Annotated in this window: 15 protein-coding genes and 4 pseudogenes; 6 read left to right on the forward strand and 13 right to left on the reverse strand. The window is 71.3% G+C overall.

Annotated features, from left to right (window positions below):
• Positions 1-10 precede the first annotated feature (10 nt).
• A complete protein-coding gene (locus ACIRRY_RS12790) occupies positions 11-1,330 on the reverse strand; it encodes a DEAD/DEAH box helicase (RefSeq protein WP_403971402.1) in 1,320 nt (439 codons plus the stop codon).
• Between the two features lie 305 nt (positions 1,331-1,635).
• On the opposite strand from ACIRRY_RS12790, the gene ACIRRY_RS12795 reads away from it, so the two are divergent.
• The gene (locus tag ACIRRY_RS12795; RefSeq protein ID WP_403971404.1) at positions 1,636-2,850 is read left to right on the forward strand and encodes a serine/threonine-protein kinase; all 1,215 of its coding nucleotides are present in this window, start codon (positions 1,636-1,638) and stop codon (positions 2,848-2,850) included.
• A gap of 226 nt (positions 2,851-3,076) precedes the next feature.
• On the opposite strand, the gene ACIRRY_RS12800 is transcribed toward ACIRRY_RS12795, so the two are convergent.
• Positions 3,077-3,376, reverse strand: coding sequence for a hemerythrin domain-containing protein (locus ACIRRY_RS12800; protein ID WP_403971406.1), 300 nt, complete (start codon positions 3,374-3,376; stop codon positions 3,077-3,079).
• 242 nt (positions 3,377-3,618) lie between these two features.
• Entirely contained in the window at positions 3,619-3,915 is a 297-nt protein-coding gene (locus ACIRRY_RS12805) for a hypothetical protein (RefSeq protein ID WP_403971408.1), read from the reverse strand.
• Positions 3,916-4,080: 165 nt separating this feature from the next.
• Here ACIRRY_RS12805 and ACIRRY_RS12810 point away from each other — a divergent pair, with 165 nt between their 5' ends.
• The 3 genes from ACIRRY_RS12810 to ACIRRY_RS12820 all read left to right on the forward strand — a co-directional run bounded on the left by ACIRRY_RS12810 (position 4,081) and on the right by ACIRRY_RS12820 (position 5,979).
• The gene (locus ACIRRY_RS12810) at positions 4,081-4,443 is read left to right on the forward strand and encodes a winged helix-turn-helix transcriptional regulator (protein WP_403971410.1); all 363 of its coding nucleotides are present in this window, start codon (positions 4,081-4,083) and stop codon (positions 4,441-4,443) included.
• Positions 4,444-4,597: 154 nt separating this feature from the next.
• Complete coding sequence (locus ACIRRY_RS12815) at positions 4,598-5,635, forward strand: zinc-binding alcohol dehydrogenase family protein (RefSeq protein WP_403971412.1); 1,038 nt, start codon at positions 4,598-4,600, stop codon at positions 5,633-5,635.
• Between the two features lie 176 nt (positions 5,636-5,811).
• A complete protein-coding gene (locus tag ACIRRY_RS12820) occupies positions 5,812-5,979 on the forward strand; it encodes a hypothetical protein (RefSeq protein WP_403971414.1) in 168 nt (55 codons plus the stop codon).
• Between the two features lie 93 nt (positions 5,980-6,072).
• Here ACIRRY_RS12820 and ACIRRY_RS12825 read toward each other — a convergent pair whose 3' ends face one another.
• The 9 genes and pseudogenes from ACIRRY_RS12825 to ACIRRY_RS12865 form a co-directional block, all read right to left on the reverse strand.
• Positions 6,073-6,186, reverse strand: a complete 114-nt coding sequence (locus ACIRRY_RS12825) for a hypothetical protein (protein WP_403972253.1) — start codon at positions 6,184-6,186, stop codon at positions 6,073-6,075.
• 218 nt (positions 6,187-6,404) lie between these two features.
• Positions 6,405-6,641 (reverse strand): annotated as a pseudogene (locus tag ACIRRY_RS12830) (sigma factor); the annotation flags it as partial.
• 181 nt (positions 6,642-6,822) lie between these two features.
• Positions 6,823-7,086: an anti-sigma factor family protein gene (locus tag ACIRRY_RS12835; RefSeq protein WP_403971416.1), complete on the reverse strand. Its 264-nt coding sequence runs from the start codon at positions 7,084-7,086 to the stop codon at positions 6,823-6,825.
• Positions 7,083-7,874, reverse strand: coding sequence for a BBE domain-containing protein (locus ACIRRY_RS12840; RefSeq protein ID WP_403971418.1), 792 nt, complete (start codon positions 7,872-7,874; stop codon positions 7,083-7,085). Before ACIRRY_RS12840 ends, ACIRRY_RS12835 begins: the two co-directional genes overlap by 4 nt.
• A gap of 107 nt (positions 7,875-7,981) precedes the next feature.
• Positions 7,982-8,482 (reverse strand): FAD-binding protein, encoded by a 501-nt coding sequence (locus tag ACIRRY_RS12845; RefSeq protein ID WP_403971420.1) that lies wholly within the window; start codon positions 8,480-8,482, stop codon positions 7,982-7,984.
• Positions 8,483-8,673: 191 nt separating this feature from the next.
• Positions 8,674-9,327 (reverse strand): hypothetical protein, encoded by a 654-nt coding sequence (locus tag ACIRRY_RS12850; RefSeq protein WP_403971422.1) that lies wholly within the window; start codon positions 9,325-9,327, stop codon positions 8,674-8,676.
• Between the two features lie 106 nt (positions 9,328-9,433).
• On the reverse strand, positions 9,434-11,074 hold the full coding sequence (locus ACIRRY_RS12855) for an ATP-binding protein (RefSeq protein ID WP_403972255.1): 1,641 nt from the start codon (positions 11,072-11,074) through the stop codon (positions 9,434-9,436).
• 67 nt (positions 11,075-11,141) lie between these two features.
• Positions 11,142-11,366 (reverse strand): annotated as a pseudogene (locus ACIRRY_RS12860) (BTAD domain-containing putative transcriptional regulator); the annotation flags it as partial.
• 16 nt (positions 11,367-11,382) lie between these two features.
• A pseudogene (locus tag ACIRRY_RS12865) lies at positions 11,383-11,511 on the reverse strand (BTAD domain-containing putative transcriptional regulator); the annotation flags it as partial.
• A 284-nt stretch (positions 11,512-11,795) separates the two neighbouring features.
• On the opposite strand from ACIRRY_RS12865, the gene ACIRRY_RS12870 reads away from it, so the two are divergent.
• Together ACIRRY_RS12870 and ACIRRY_RS12875 are read left to right on the forward strand one after the other, a co-directional pair.
• A complete protein-coding gene (locus ACIRRY_RS12870) occupies positions 11,796-12,590 on the forward strand; it encodes an SDR family NAD(P)-dependent oxidoreductase (RefSeq protein ID WP_403972257.1) in 795 nt (264 codons plus the stop codon).
• 196 nt (positions 12,591-12,786) lie between these two features.
• A pseudogene (locus tag ACIRRY_RS12875) lies at positions 12,787-13,026 on the forward strand (MFS transporter); the annotation flags it as partial.
• 79 nt (positions 13,027-13,105) lie between these two features.
• Here ACIRRY_RS12875 and ACIRRY_RS12880 read toward each other — a convergent pair.
• Complete coding sequence (locus tag ACIRRY_RS12880; protein WP_403971424.1) at positions 13,106-15,058, reverse strand: helix-turn-helix domain-containing protein; 1,953 nt, start codon at positions 15,056-15,058, stop codon at positions 13,106-13,108.
• Positions 15,059-15,137 lie beyond the last annotated feature (79 nt).

Here is a 15,137-nt window from a genome sequence, read left to right on the forward strand (position 1 = left end):
CAAGGGCAGGTCAGCGGCCCTTGCGCACCCGGGCCGCCGCGCGGGCCTCGGCGGCCTTGCGGGCCTCGGCGGTCTTCCGGGACTCCTTGGCGGGTCGGCCGGGGCGGGTGCCCATACCGCGGAAGGGGGCGTTGCCGGTGGGCTTCGCCCCGGTCGGCGGGCGTTTGGCGCCGGTGATGGCGGTCAGCTTCTCCTCGCCCGAGCGGACCTGGGTGACGATCGGGCGGATCCCGGCGTCGGACATCATCCGGTTCACGTCCCGCCGCTGGTTGGGGGTGACCAGGGTGACCACGCTCCCGGACTCGCCTGCGCGGGCCGTACGCCCGCTGCGGTGCAGGTAGTCCTTGGCGTCGGCCGGCGGGTCGACGTTGACGACGAGGTCGAGGGCGTCGATGTGGATGCCCCGGGCGGCGACGTTGGTGGCCACCAGGACGGTGATCTCGCCGTCCTTGAACTGGCCGAGCGTGTGCGTGCGTTGGGGCTGCGACTTCCCGCTGTGCAGGGCGGACGCCCGGACGCCGCTGGCCCGCAGATGGCGGGTGAACTGGTCGACGGCGGCCTTGGTGTCCAGGAACATCAGCACCCGGCCGTCGCGCGCGGCGATCTCGGTCGCCGTCGCGTACTTGTCGGCGGCGTGGATGTTCAGCACATGGTGTTCCATCGTCGCGACCGAGCCCGACGCCCGGTCGACCGAGGCGAGCACCGGGTCGTGCAGATGGTCCTTGACCAGTTGGTCGACGTCACCGTCGAGCGTGGCCGAGAACAGCAGCCGCTGCCCGTCGGCGGGGATCTGCGCCAGGAGCTCCGAGACCTGCGGCAGGAACCCCAGGTCGCACATCTGGTCCGCCTCGTCCAGGACGGTGATCCGCACCTGGTTCAGATGGCAGTCGCGTCGCGAGACCAGGTCGGTCAGCCGTCCCGGCGTCGCGACGAGTACCTCGACGCCGGTCCGCAACTGCGCCTGCTGCCGGTTGATCGACAGGCCGCCGACCACCGTGGCCAGCCGCACTCCCATCGTCTGCGCGTACGGTGCCAGCGCGTCGCTGACCTGCTGTGCGAGCTCCCGGGTCGGCACCAGGACCAGGGCGAGCGGTCGCTTCGGCTCCGCCTTCAGGCCCGCGGTCCGCACCAGCAGCGCGAGCCCGAAGGCCAGCGTCTTGCCGGAACCGGTCCGTGCCCGGCCGAGCACATCGCGCCCGGCCAGCGCGTCGGGCAGGGTCGCCGCCTGGATCGGGAAGGGTTCTGTCACCCCGAGGCCGGTCATCGTCCCGACCAGCTCCGGCGGCAGCCCGAGCTGGTCGAAGGATGCGGACGGCGGCTTCGCGTTCATGGAGAACCTTCCTCAGTGTGATGCCCGCAACGGCACCGGGGCCCGTACCCCCTGGTACAGGCCCCGGCGACATCGAAGCGTGCGCCCATTTTACCAGTGGGCCTCCAGGGCACCCGCCGCTCCGCCGACGGCCCCGCGCCTGCGCCGAATGACCGTGCCGCGACTGCCGGACCACCTGTCGAAGTCGCAGTCGGGGTCGGTCGCCGCCTCTCCGCCAGTAGGCTGGGACAGCTGCGCCCCCCTCCAACACCGGTTCCCTCAAAGGGAGATGGCCCGCAGCGTTCGATTCGTCTCATTGCGTGAGGATGAAGCAACAGGTGCTGATAGCGGGCCGGTACCGGCTGAACACCACCATCGGTCGCGGTGCGATGGGCGAGGTCTGGCAGGCGTACGACGAGTTGGCCGGCAGGCCGGTGGCCGTCAAGCTCCTGCACTCCCAGAACTCCGAGCCCACCGCCACCGCCCGCTTCCGCCTGGAGGCCCAGACCGCGGGCCGGCTCAGCCACCCCCATGTGGTCGGCGTCCTCGACTTCGGCGAGCAGGAGGGCCGGCTGTTCCTCGTGATGGAACTGGTCGACGGCGACAGCCTCGCCCACGTCCTCACCCAGGCGGGCTCCCTGCCGGCCGAGGACGTGGCCCGTATCGCCGCCCATTCGGCCGCCGGTCTCACCGCCGCGCACGAACAGGGCATCGTGCACCGGGACATCAAGCCCGGCAACCTTCTTCTCGACGCCGACGGGTCCGTGAAGATCGGCGACTTCGGCATCGCACACTTCGTGAACGACCCGAACGGCGCGCTCACCGCGACCGGTCAGATCGTCGGGACCAGCCTGTACATCGCCCCCGAGCGCGCCCTCGGCCAGCCCGCAGGACCGCCGTCCGACGTCTACTCGCTCGGCTGCGTGCTCTACCAACTCCTCACCGGCAACCCGCCGTTCCGCGCCGGCAGCCCCATCGCCGTCCTCCACCACCACCTCGACACGGCCCCCGTACCACCACGGGAACTCGGGGTCAGAATCCCGCCCGCCTTCGAGAACTATCTGCTCGGTCTCCTCGCCAAACGCCCCGAGGACCGTCCTACGGCACGCCAGGCGGCCGAGTGGTTCGGCGCCGGCGCCTGGCGGGGACATCCCGAGCCCCTACCGGCGGCCACACCGCACCGCGAGCCGAAACCGGCGCCGACTCCGCAGGTGACCGCCTGGGACGCGGGCGTCGCACCCCGGACGAAAAGCACGGCCGCCGGCTCCGCGACCACGTACGCCTTCCCGTCCGCCGGGAGCGGCACCGGTACCGGCACCACGCCCTCGCACCGGACGACCAGGCGCCGGCAACGAACGGGAGGCCGTGCCGGCACCGTACGCCGGTCGAGGACGGCGGGTACCGTCGCCGCCGTCCTCATCTTCCTCGGGGCGCTGCTGGTCGGTCTGACCTGGTTCTCCCCCGACCACAGCTCGGCGGACACCCCGACGACGGACCCGACCGGCACCACGAGCAGTTCTCCGGCCACGCCCCAGCCGTAGGGAGCGGGCCCGTCACGCCCCCCGTACAGGCGGGCCTCCCGACGGGCGTGCGGGCGGCGGCCGGACAGGCGCCACAGGACGCGGGCGGGCAGGGGTGCCTTGGTGAGGAGCGTTCGCTGCTCCTCGGGGGTCGCCACCGCCATCAGCGCGCTGAAGGCGCGCAGCAGATGCTTCTTGCCCAGCTTCGCCAGGCTGATCTCGCCGGGTTCCTCCCACTCGGCGACGCTCAGACACTCGGCGGCCAACGGCAGGATGGCGGACCCCTCAGCTCCGTGACCAACTCTTCGAGCCGGATGTGCTGTTCCTCCATGCGCGCGATCGCCTCGGCCCGCATCTCCACCCGTGCCGCGAGCCGGGGCCAGAGGAACTCGTCCTCGCTGACGTGGTGGGCCTCCAGGCCCATGAGCATGAACTCCACGGTTTCTACGATGACTTGGGCCCGCGCGGTGTCGCCGGGCCGCAGTCCGCGCACCAAGTCCGGGAGTGCCGCGCATGATTGGCGGAAGGTGCGGTGCACGACCACCATGTCGTGGACGTCCGACGCACAGCGCGTCGATCAGGTGGTCGAGTCCGCACCGGCGTCCTTCGCCGGGCAACAGCCGGACCAGGATCGCGCGTTGCAGCGGGCTGCCGAGATCCAGCGCACGCCCGTCGTGACGGCCACTCAGCGGCCCCGGCAGCCCGAACTCGTACCTTTCCACCGCTGTTGCCACTCGGCAGGGTCTAGCCAGCGCCGCTCGTGGCCCTGCCCGGCCGGGGGATCCTTGATCAGCCGCGGCGCAGCATCATGACGACGGCGACGATGACAATGATGAGGACGACGGTACCCAGACCTATGTACACGGGTTTCTCTTTCCTTCGGGGAACGGCACCTTTGAGTGCCGCAGAACCCCGAGTACCCCCGACCGAGCCTTTCAGGCAGAACGGGGGCACCGGCGCTCCCCCGGCCAGCAGCAGCCGGCCGACGATCGCGCGGGAGACCGCGCCCGGAAGTGCGACGACACCGCTCCCGTCGGCCAGCTCCAGACGGCCGAGCAGTCGGGGGTGCATGGCGTCGTCGTTCATGTGTCAGCCCTCATCGGCGGTTCCGATCCGCGAAACCGGGTTCCGAGTATGTCCGTGACCGCGGATTCCGAGTATGTCCGTGACCGTACAAGGCGGGCGTCGGTTACCCGCAAGGGACGTTGATCGCCATTGGGTACCGTGGTACCCAATGGGTACTGTTGCCGCATGACGAACACATCGGGCCTCTGCGACGACCCCAAGAGCGTCTACTCCGCGGCCTGCCCCTGCCGCGACATGCTCGACCTGCTCGCCAACAAGTGGAGCGCCCTCGCGCTGGGCGCCCTGGAGGGCGGGCCGCAGCGCTTCGGAGCGCTGCGCGGCCGGTTGCAGGGCGTGAGCCCCAAGGTTCTCACCCAGACACTGCGCCGCCTGGAGGACTACGGCCTGATCAACCGCCGGATCTACGCGGAGGTCCCGCCGCGCGTCGAGTACAGCCTGACCCCGCTCGGCAGGGACGCCTGCGCGCCGCTCTCCCATCTGCGCACCTGGGTGGAGCAGAACATAGACCGGTTCCCGGAATCCGCCTGACCGCACGCCGTCCGGGGCAGCTCGCGACCGCCTCACCTCGATGGTTTCCTTTGGGAAGCAGGTGCCCTTGATGGTTACTACCTCCCTGTAGGTACCGTGCGGCTCGTGGCCGCCGGTCCTCGTCGGCCCGCAGCACGAGTCGAGGAGACACACGATGAGCGAGACCCGGAAGTTCACGACGATGCCCGCCGTGGCCTACCGCAAGAGCCTGCCGATCGACGACGCCGAGAGCCTGGTGGATGTCGAACTGCCCGTGCCGCAGCCGGGTCCGCACGATCTGCTGGTCCAGGTCGAGGCCATCGCGGTCAATCCGGTGGACTACAAGGTCCGGCAGGGCAACGACCCGGGCGGCGACCTGAAGGTGCTCGGCTGGGACGCCGCCGGCACGGTCGTCGCGGTCGGTGAGCAGGTGGAGTTGTTCGAGGTCGGGGACGAGGTCTTCTACGCCGGCGCGATCGACCGGCCGGGCACCAACTCCCGCTTCCACGCCGTCGACGAGCGCATCGTCGGCCACAAGCCCGGCACCCTCTCCTTCGCCGAGGCGGCGGCGCTGCCGCTGACCTCCCTCACCGCCTGGGAGGGGCTGTTCGAGCGCCTCGGCCTGCGCGAGGGTGCCGCGGAGGAGACCGGCACGCTGCTGGTGACCGCGGCGGCGGGCGGTGTGGGGGCGATGGTGGCCCAGCTGGCACGCGCCCTCACCGGCCTGACCGTGATCGGGACCGCCTCCCGCCCGGAGACCGTCGAGTTCGCCCGCCGGATGGGCGTGACGCACGTGGTCGACCACCATCGCCCGCTGCCGGCGCAGGTGGCCGAGGTGGCGCCCGGCGGGGTCGACCACATCTTCGGCACCGCCGGTACGGACCGGAATCTCGCCGCGTACGCCGAGATGCTCAAGCCGTTCGGAGGGCTGCTCGCCATCGACGACTTCGGTCCCGTGGAGATCGGTCTGCTGAAGGCGAAGAGCATCTCCTTCCACTGGGAACTCATGTTCACGCGCTCGCTGTTCAAGACCCCGGACCAGGTGACGCAGCACCACATCCTCGACCGGATCGCCCAGCTCGTGGACAAGGGCGCCCTGCGCACCACGGCCACCCGGGACCTCGGCACGATCAACGCCGCCCATCTGCGCGAGGCACATCGCATCCTGGAGTCCGGGAGCACCATCGGCAAGGTGACGCTCACCGGATTCTGAGACGGCTGTGAACCTCCTTCTTCCCCGCCCCGTTTACAGGACAGACGAAGGCAATGCCTTCTCGTGATGGTCGAAAGGTGACGGGGATGCGATTCACGAGGTTCACGACGGAGCAGCGAATCGGCCATCTGCTGAGCTGGGCAAACGAATGGAACGGAACGACGCGTGGACGAAGTATGTGGGCGTACTCCCTGAGTCTGGGGGGTTCCCATGCGCTGCTGAACGACTGGGTCAACAACGAGCGGCTCATGGAACTCCTCACCCCGGAGGAAAGAAGCGCGGTCGACGAGGCGCGCCGGCGCGCGACCCGGCGCGAGAGCGTCGCTCACCGGGTGGCCCGGTAGCGCGGTCTGACCGTCTGTCGTTCACCGCGGGCGCGGAGCCGGGCCGCACCGGCTCGGCTCGGCTCGGCGAAGCCCTCGCACGAGGAAGCGCGCTCAGGGGGTGTAGCCCCGCTCGGCGAGCGCGGCGCGCAGGGCCCTGGGGGCCAGATGGGTCCGGGACCTGACCGTGCCCGGCGGTATGCCCAGTGTCTGCGCCGTGCGGGCCACGGACTGGTCCAGGAACTCGACGTGGACGAGGATCTCGCGATGCTGAACGTCAGGTCCGCCAGGGCTTCGCGCACGAGCTTCTTGGTGAGGGCCGGTTCCATGGACTCCGGACCGGGCAGCCCGTTCAGCGCGGTGTCGACCGTCTCCGGCGGGCGGGCTTTACGCGCGCGGTAGCCGTCGATGACGAGGTTGCGGACGACCGTGACGAGCCACGGCCGGACGCCCTCGGCCTCGGGATCGAGGATGTCGGCGTTCTGCCAGGCGCGCAGGACGGCCTCCTGGACCACGTCCTGGGCCTGGTGGCTGTCGCCCCACAGGAGCCCGGTGGTCACTCTCAGCAGGAACACCTTGTGTTTGTCGTAGACGGCTCGGACGAACGCCTCGTCGCGCGCCCTGTCCTGAGTTCCGCCGGTCCCGTTCCGCGGAGTGTCCCGGATTACTGTGCTGTGCCTCATTGCCACGTTCCCCCAGTGCGCCGTGGATCGTCCACGGCGCACCAATTCGTTGAAGGCTGAACGGGGAAACCTTCAGGGGGACCTCTTGCCGGCGGCTTGATGTCCGCTTGCCCGGCCCGCGCGGGCGAGGACAGGCCCAGGAAAGGAGCGGGAAAGGAGCGGGAAAGGGTGCCGGAGACCTTCAGGAACGGTTCGTCCTCGGGATCTCCGCCAAGGCGGCACGGACCGCCGCCTCCCGCAGTTCGGGGAGCCTGCCGGACCAGTCGCCCAGCGTCTCCTCGGCCGGGAGCCTCCGGACGGCGGCGAGCGTGGTGCGGATCCCGTCCACCTCGGTCGCGCAGTCAGGGCACTTCCGCACATGGCTGTCGACCTGTGCCTCTTCCGCGGGATCGAGGGCTCCCACGGCATGGGCGGCCAGTTCGGGAAGCTCCCGCTCGCAGTTCACCGCTGGTCGGGAGCGACGTTGTGGTTGTTGGCGCGGAACAGGTTGCGCGGGTCGTAGCGCCGCTTCAGAGCACGCAGCCGCTCCAGGTCATCGATGGTGAACACGTTCTCCGCCCGATCGTCGCGACCCGCGAAGTTCGTGTACGTGAGACCCGTGGACCAGACGCTCAGGCGTTCGGCCATCCCGCTCAGCATGGCCATGCCGGCGTCGACGACCTCCGGCGGCCCCACGGTCGCCCCCCACACGTTGAACACGGCGTCCCGCGCGGCGATGGGGCTCGCCGCTTCCGGCCGGTGGGCCAGTGCCCCGCCGAGATGCCTGATCTCCAGGACCGTGACGAGGCCGCCTGCGGCCACCTGCGCCCTCTCCACGAGGGATTCGACGGCTCGGGCGGGCAACTCGGCCAGCAGGGCGCCCTGTTCCTCGTACGGGAAAGGGTCCGCCGGGTCCGTGTGCACGATGTCGAACGCGCCGTAGGAGTGGCGGCCGACCGTGTCGAGGATGCCGTCACCGAGGGCGCGGAAGGGCGCGATGAGTTTCTCGGCCTCCTCGTCGGAGCCGAGGTGGGTCACCCGGACGTGGGCGAGGAAGCGGCCGCGCAGCGGTTCGGAGATCTCCGGGACCGGCGGGAAGTTGAGCAGCGCCACGGAGCAGGTGAAGGCGTCGGGCGCGGCGCGGACCACCTCGGGGAAGGCGCGGAGCACGGCCTCGACGTTCTCGGCGGGGAAGTAGATCCCGCCGCCGTAGAAGGAGGTCACGGGGAAGAGTCCGATCTCCAGCTCGGTCACGATCCCGAAGTTGCTGCGTCCGCCGCGCAGGCCCCAGAACAGCTCCGGTTCGGCCTGTGCGGAGACGCGGTGCAGCGCGCCGTCCGGTGTGACGACCTCGATCGTGACTACGTGTCGGCGGCCCAGCCGAAGGACCGGCCCAGGAACGGGCTGAGCCCGCCGCCGAGGGTGAAGCCGACAACTCCCACCTGGGAACTGGACCCGTTCAGCGGCGCCAGACCCGTCGCCTGGGCGGGCTCCACGACGTCCGACCAGAGCGCGCCCGCGCCCACGCGGGCCACGGCACCCTCGGCGTCGATGTCGACCGTGCGCATCGCCCGCGTCGTGACAAGCAGGAAGTAGTCCGCTGTGGGGAAGGGCTGGTGCCCGGTGGCCATGACCCCGACTGGCAGGTCACGCGCGGCGGCGAAAGCGACGGCGGCCCGTACGTCGTCGGCGCCGGCCGCCGCGACGACCGGGCAGGGCCGCTGCCGCGACCGCAGGTTGAACCCCGCGATCGCCCCTATGTAGCCCGGGGCGTCCGGGGTGAACACGGATCCCTCGATCCGGTCGGCCAGTTCGGCGACGGTGTCCGCTCCGAGAACGATCCGCCCCTGGTAGTCGGTCATGATGCTGTGCCTTTCGTCGGAGAACCGGCCCTGGCCGACGGTCACTCGGGAGCGCAAGGGAACAGTTCCGCGACGCGACACGGCGACGGAGGCATCCCGGAGGACCAGGTGCCGTCTGGTCGCTGCTACGGCACACACTCCGAAGAGGTTCACTGTCCGCGTACGCCTGATCGCGGCGCGGGTGGGACGGTCTAGCTGAAGGCGGCCAGCACGGAGGGGCTGTCCGCGAGCCAGTCGCACTCCTGGTCCGTCCCGGCGGGCACGTTCGCCCCGGGCCCGAGGGTGGGTGTCCAGTCTGTCCAGCAGCACCCCCACCGCGTGCCGGGCGAGCGGTTCCAGCAGGCCGGCGTGCGTCTCCCGCCCCGGTCGATCCAGACCCGCGCGTCGCCCGCGGCGGTGGGGGTCGGCAGCCCGAACATCGCGATGACCGCCAGACCGACGGCCGATACCGCTCTGCGGTCGGGCGGTGCTCCCGGGCAGCCCCAGACACCGAGCAGGATTCTCTCCGCGTCCGCGAAGCGACCGCCCCGGACCGCCAGCACTCCGCGCAGATTGGCCACGGCCGCCTGGAGATCGTCCGCGCTCAGTTCGTCCGCGAGCCGGCTCACGTCCACGAGCCGCTGCTCGGCCAGCGCGAACTCGCCCTCGGTGTTGTCCAGGCAGACCAGCCTGAGCAGCACATACGCCCAGCGGGTGCGCGCTCCTACGGCACGGAGGATCCGGGCGGCTTCGGTCCACTGCTCGCGGGCCCGGGCACGCAGGCCGTCGCTCTCGTCCGCGTCGCCGCAGAGGGTGAGGGAGAAGACCCGGGCGAAGTCGTCGTCGGCCGCGCGTGACGCCGCCACCGCGATCAGCCCGTGCCGACGGGCCCCTCGACGTCACCGTGCTGAAGACAGTAGGTCGACCAGTTCGTCTGCAGGACCGCCCGGTCCCAGTGGAATTCCGTGCCCGCTACGGCGGCCTCGGCCACGGCGAAGCTCTTCTCGACGTCGTCGTGTCCGTTGAGCAGCGCGTAGAGCGTGTCGTAGCAGAGGCCCAGGACGGCGAGGTCGGGGTTCTTCGCGTGTTCCCACGCCGCCTTGTGCCGCTCGACGTAGGAGCCGGCCTCCTTGTGATGGCCGGCGACGTGATGCAGCCAGGTGAGCCAGGCGATGGTGTAGAAGAGCGCCCACTCGTCCTCCTCGGTGGGCACTCCGATCCGCCGCCGGCTGTCGCGTCGTAGGCCTGGAGAGCGCGTTGGAGTCGGTCGATGCCCTCTTCCTCGCGACCGCTGATGAACCAGAAGTAGCCCAGCCGCGCTTCCAGCAGCAGGGCCTCGGTCGGGCGTGATCTGGCCGGCATCACGTCCGCTGCCGCCCTGATGTCGGCGGACTCGTCGGTGAGGCGTCCGGTCCACTTCCGCTGGTCCCGGGATGAGAGGCCCGCGCTGCCGTCGCGGACGAAGCGTGCGGCCCACGCCATGAGGCGTTCCTCGGCCTCCGGCGCCCAGCCCTCCTCGTGGAGCCGGGTGAGCGCGTACTCGCGGACCGTCTCCAGCATCCGCAGCCGGTTCCCGTCAGGTGTGGAGACCGGGACGAGCAACGACTTGTCGACCAACTGCCCGAGTACATGGAGGAGTTCGGCACTGCACGCCCCGGGCAGCGGAGTGACCGCCTCGATGAGTTCGAGGGAGCAGCCGCCCACGTACAGGGCCAGTTCCGTCAGCAGTCGCTGTTCGGTGGTGTCGAGGAGGGCGTAGCTCCAGTCTAGGACGGCACGCAGGGTGCGGTGTCTGGCCGGCGCGGTGCGCTCGCCCTTGGTCAGCAGGGTGAAGCGGTTGTCGAGGCGGGCCTCGATCTCGCGGACGGACAGGAGCCGGACGTGCGCGGCGGCGAGTTCCACCGCGAGCGGCAGTCCGTCGAGCCTGCGGCAGAGGCGGCAGATGTCCCGCAGTGCCGCCTCGTCCGGGGCGAAGGACGGGTCGATCATGACGGCACGGGTGCCGAACAGGTCGGCGGCCTCCTCGTCCGGCATCGGCGCCAAGGGGAACAGCACCTCGGCCGCGACCTCCAGCGGTGCCCTGGTGGTGGTCAGGACGGTCAGTGCGGGACACCGGCCCAGCAGCGTCGCCACAAGCGGGGCCACGGCGTCGAGCAGGTGCTCGCAGTTGTCGAGCGCGAGCACGGCAGACCGTCCGGCCAGGAACGAGGTGATCCGGTGCATGTAGTCGTTCGGCGGCTGGTCCGGCCGGACGGAGGTGTCGGACAGACCGAGCGCGGAGGCGACCACCGCGAGCACGTTCGCGTCGTCGGCCGCGGCCAGATCGACCCACCAGACGTTGCAGCGGGACGGCTGGACCAGCGCGCACACCTCGAGCGACAGCCGTGTCTTGCCGACGCCTCCCGGGCCCAGCACCGTCACCAGCCGCTCGCGGTCGACGACCTCGCGCAGCGCGGTCAGCTCCCTGCGCCTGCCGATGAACGGGCCGAGGGGTCGGCTCAGGTTGCCCTCGCCGGGAGCGGACCGGACGTCCGGGTGCGACGCAGACAGGTCGGTCGGAGAGGGGGACCGACCGTCCTTCGCGTGCCGCGTCGGGCTGTTGGAGCGACGGATCGTGGCGGAGTATCGCGGCGTGCAGGGCGCTCAGCTCCGGCGAAGGAGCGACACCGAGTTCGGACTTCAGGAGCCGGCGGCCCGTGTCGTGGACGTCGAGGGCTTCCGCGAACCGCCCGCAGCGGTAGAGCGCGAGCATGAGTCGGGCCCGGGACCGCTCGCGGAGCGGGGCGAGGGACAGCAGGGCCTGCAGTTCGGGGACCAGCTCGTTCGCGCGACCGAGTTCGAGGCCCGCGGTGGCGGCGTCCTCCAGAGCGCCCAGTCGTAGATCCTCCAGGCGCGTCCGCTCGATCCTCGAAGGCCCGTCCCGTCAGGCCGTCCAGGGCGCGACCGCGCCACATCGACAGCCCCAACCGCAGGGTGCTCTCGGCCTGTTGGTACTCCTTCGCCGCCAGGTGGTCACGGCCTTCGCGGACCGCGGCCTCGAAGGCGGGCACATCGATCTCGTCCTCCGGCCCCAGGACGATCCGGTAGCCGCCTTCACCCCGCGCACCTGGCCGCCATCGCCCACTGGATGCACCACGCCTCGTGGGTGGTCGTGGACATGCATGTCCAGTCGACCTGTATATCGGGGACGTCCGGGGGCCCGGGGGTCGGCCGAAGTGGCGGGCCGGTCGCCCTGCCGCCAGGCTGACGGCAGGCGTACCTGCGCGCAGGACGGACAGCCGTATCGCAGACAGACAGCCGTACAGGGGACTGACGTACAAGGGACTGGTTCCACATCCAGATCGATCTGACCGGACGCACCGCCCTGGTGACGGGCTCGACGCAGGGCATCGGCGCGGCGATCGCCGCCGGACTCGCGCGTTCCGGCGCCCGGGTGGGGGTGAACGGCCGGGACGAGCGGCGGGTCGAGGAAGGCGTGGCACGGCTGGCGGCGGAAGTACCCGGTGCGGACTTCGTCCCGGTGGCGGCCGATGTCGCGAGCGAGGAGGGCGCTCAGCGCGCCCTGGAGGCGCTGCCGGAGGTGGACATCCTCGTCAACAACCTGGGCATCTTCGGATCCGCCGACCCGTTGGAGATCAGCGACGAGGAGTGGCGCCGCTACTTCGAGGTCAACGTGCTGGCCGCGGTCCGGCTGACCCGGATGTACCTGCCGGGCATGACGGAGCGTGGCTGGGGACGCATCCAGTACATCGCCAGCGACTCGGCGATCGTCATCCCGGCCGAGATGATCCACTACGGCATGTCCAAGACCGCGCTCCTCGCCGTCGGCCGCGGCTTCGCGAAGCAGGCGGCGGGCACCGGCGTGACGGTCAACTCGGTCATCGCCGGTCCCACCCACACCGGCGGCGTCGAGGACTTCGTCTACGAACTCGTCGACCGCGAACTGCCCTGGGACGAGGCCCAGCGCGAGTTCATGCGGAAGCACCGGCCGCAGTCCCTTCTGCAACGGCTGATCGAGCCCGAGGAGATCGCCCACATGGTCGTCTACCTCAGCTCCGACCAGGCCTCGGCAACGACGGGCGGAGCGCTGCGCGTCGACGGGGGTTACATCGACTCGATCGTGCCCTGACGGCGCGAGGCCGCGGGTGGGCGCACGCAGTTGGCCCGAACACCTCTGCACGGCGCCACGCCGCGCACTAGGAGGTGGCACATCGCGAAGCGGGCGGGTGACGCTCCCTCCCGCAGGGCACGGCCATGGGCTGCGGCCTGCCGCCCGGACACCCCGTCCGGTGCGCACCATGTGCGGGGCGGTCTGTCCGACGCGTACTTCTCGCTGCGTGGGAGTGGCCGCGCCGGTCCCGCTCACCACGCTGCGCCCGATGCGGGGTTTCGCATCGGGCGGCGAGTGGGGTGCGGCCATCCTGCTGGTGGCGGAGCGCGGGGATTCGCGACGGTGCGGGTTCTGGGCGTCGTGGGCATCGTGGCCCCAACCCGGCGCGCCCGCACGGCAGTTGCTCGCGCCGGGAGCGCCCCCTCTGCTCACCGCCGCCCTTGCGGACGAGGCCCGGCACACGCTCGCACCTCCTGGCGAGTACGCGCGGTCCAAAACCCACCGCCTCTCGTACGCCCCGTACATAGCAAGAGTCACCCCCGTCCCGGTCCCGTCAACCGCCGCAGCCTCAGGGCGAGTTGCACCTCCAGGGCGCGTCCCGGTTCCTGCCAGTCCTCGCCGAGGAGTCGGCCCACGCGCTCCAGCCGCTGGGCGACGGTGTTGACGTGGACGTCCAGGTCGTCCTTCGTCCGGGCCGGGCTCATGCCGCAGGCGAAGTACGCGTCGAGGGTGAGCAGCAGATCCGTGCCGCGTCGCTCGTCGTACCGCACGACCTGTCCGATGGTCCGCTCGACGAAGCCGCCGATGTCGCGGTCCCCGGCGAGGAGCAGCCCGAGGAAACCGAAGTCCTCGGCGGCGGCCCCGTCTCCGGCACGGCCCAGCAGCCGCAGGGTGTCGAGGCAGCGGCGCCCCTCCTCGTAGGCGGCGGCCACGGCGTCGGGCCGGGCGACGAGTTTCGCCACGGGGGCGGAGGCGCCCACCGTGACCGCTTCGTGGACCGCCGTTCCCAAGTGGCCGGCGGTGCGTCGGGCCAGGTCCGTGGCGGTGTCGCCGGGGTCGAGGGGCAGCAGCAGGACGGTGCCTCCGTCGCGGGCGGCGGCGAGTCCGTGCCCGGTCCCGGCGAGGTGCGAGGCGGCGGACCGGAGGCGGCTGCGGGCGGCGGCCTCCTGGTCGGCGTCGGCGGCCGTGCCGTCCAGCCGGGCGGCGAGTACGACATGGGTGGCGTCCAGGTCGGTGTCCAGCCTGGCCGCACACTCCCGCAGCAGACGCGGGTCGCGGGCGCGGGCGTCGAGCAGATCGTCCAACAGCTCGCCGCGGACGCGCTGTTCGGCCTCGGCGGCGGACCGTCGGGCGAGCAGCAGCAGGGAGGTGACCATGGCGGCTTGCTCCAGGGTGCGCCGGTCGACGGGGTCGAGCCCGGGGTGGCCGCGCAGCACGAGTGCGCCGAGCGGTTCGCCGCCGACGGCCACGGCCGCGATCCAGTCGTCCCGGTGCCGTACCGCGTGCCCCTCGACGCGGGACGCCTCCAGCGCCCTGGCGGGTGTGGCATCGATCTCGCTGAACTCCACGTCTCCGCCGAGGACTTGGGAGACCGCGGCGGCCACGTCGTGGACCCCGGCGCCGCGCAGGACGAGTTCGGCGAGCCGGTCGTGGACGTCGGAGGCGCGCTCGATGACTCCGCCGCGGTCCCGGATGATCTCGTTGGCGCGCTCCAGGCAGGCGAGGGCCGAGCAGGTCTCGGTGAGCAGGTTCGCGGTGTCGACGGCTGCCGCGGCCAGTGCGGCGAACGAGCCGAGCAGTGCGATCTGTTCGCGCTCGAAGACCCGCGCCCGCCGGTCCGCCGCGAACAGGACCCCGATGACCCGGTGCCCCGCCATCAGCGGCACACCGAGGATCGCCACCAGCCCCTCGTCCCGTACCCCGGAGTCGATGGTGGGGGTGTGCTGGAAGCGGTCGTCCTTGAAGTAGTCCTCGGTGACGCACGGCCGTGCCGTCCGGGCCACGAGTCCGGCGAGCCCCTCCCCCATGCCCGGACGCAGTTGCTGGAAGCGGGCCGCGACCGAACCCTCGGTCACCCGCAGGCAAGTGTCGCCCCTCGCCGGGTCGTTGAGGCTGAGGCAGGCCACGTCGCTGCCGAGCAGGGACCGGGCGCGCTGGACGATCGCCTGTAATACGGCGTCCAGGTCGCACAGTCCGGCCAGGTCGTGAGCCGTCTCGAAGAGCGCGGACAGCTCCGCCTCACGCCGTCGGCGGTTCTCCGACTCCGCACGCACACGCAGCGCGAGCCCCTTGGCGTGTTCGAGCCCGGCGATCAGTCCGGCCGCTCTTCCGTCGGCGCGGGCGAGCAGCACCGGCTGCTCATAGGCGTCGGCGGAGGCGCCCCTGGCCAGCAGCTCCAGGAACGGCGCCTCGGCACTGCTCGGTTGCGCCACGGCACCGGTGACGGTGGCGGAACGCTCGGCGGACTGCACGTGATCGCTGGACATGCTCACAGGATTCCGCATCGCCGGGCCGGCCGGTGCGGCCTGTGGATAACTCGAGAACCGCCTGCGCACCGAGGGTTTC

Source organism: Streptomyces sp. NPDC101776 (genome assembly GCF_044766845.1).
Lineage (GTDB): Bacteria > Actinomycetota > Actinomycetes > Streptomycetales > Streptomycetaceae > Streptomyces.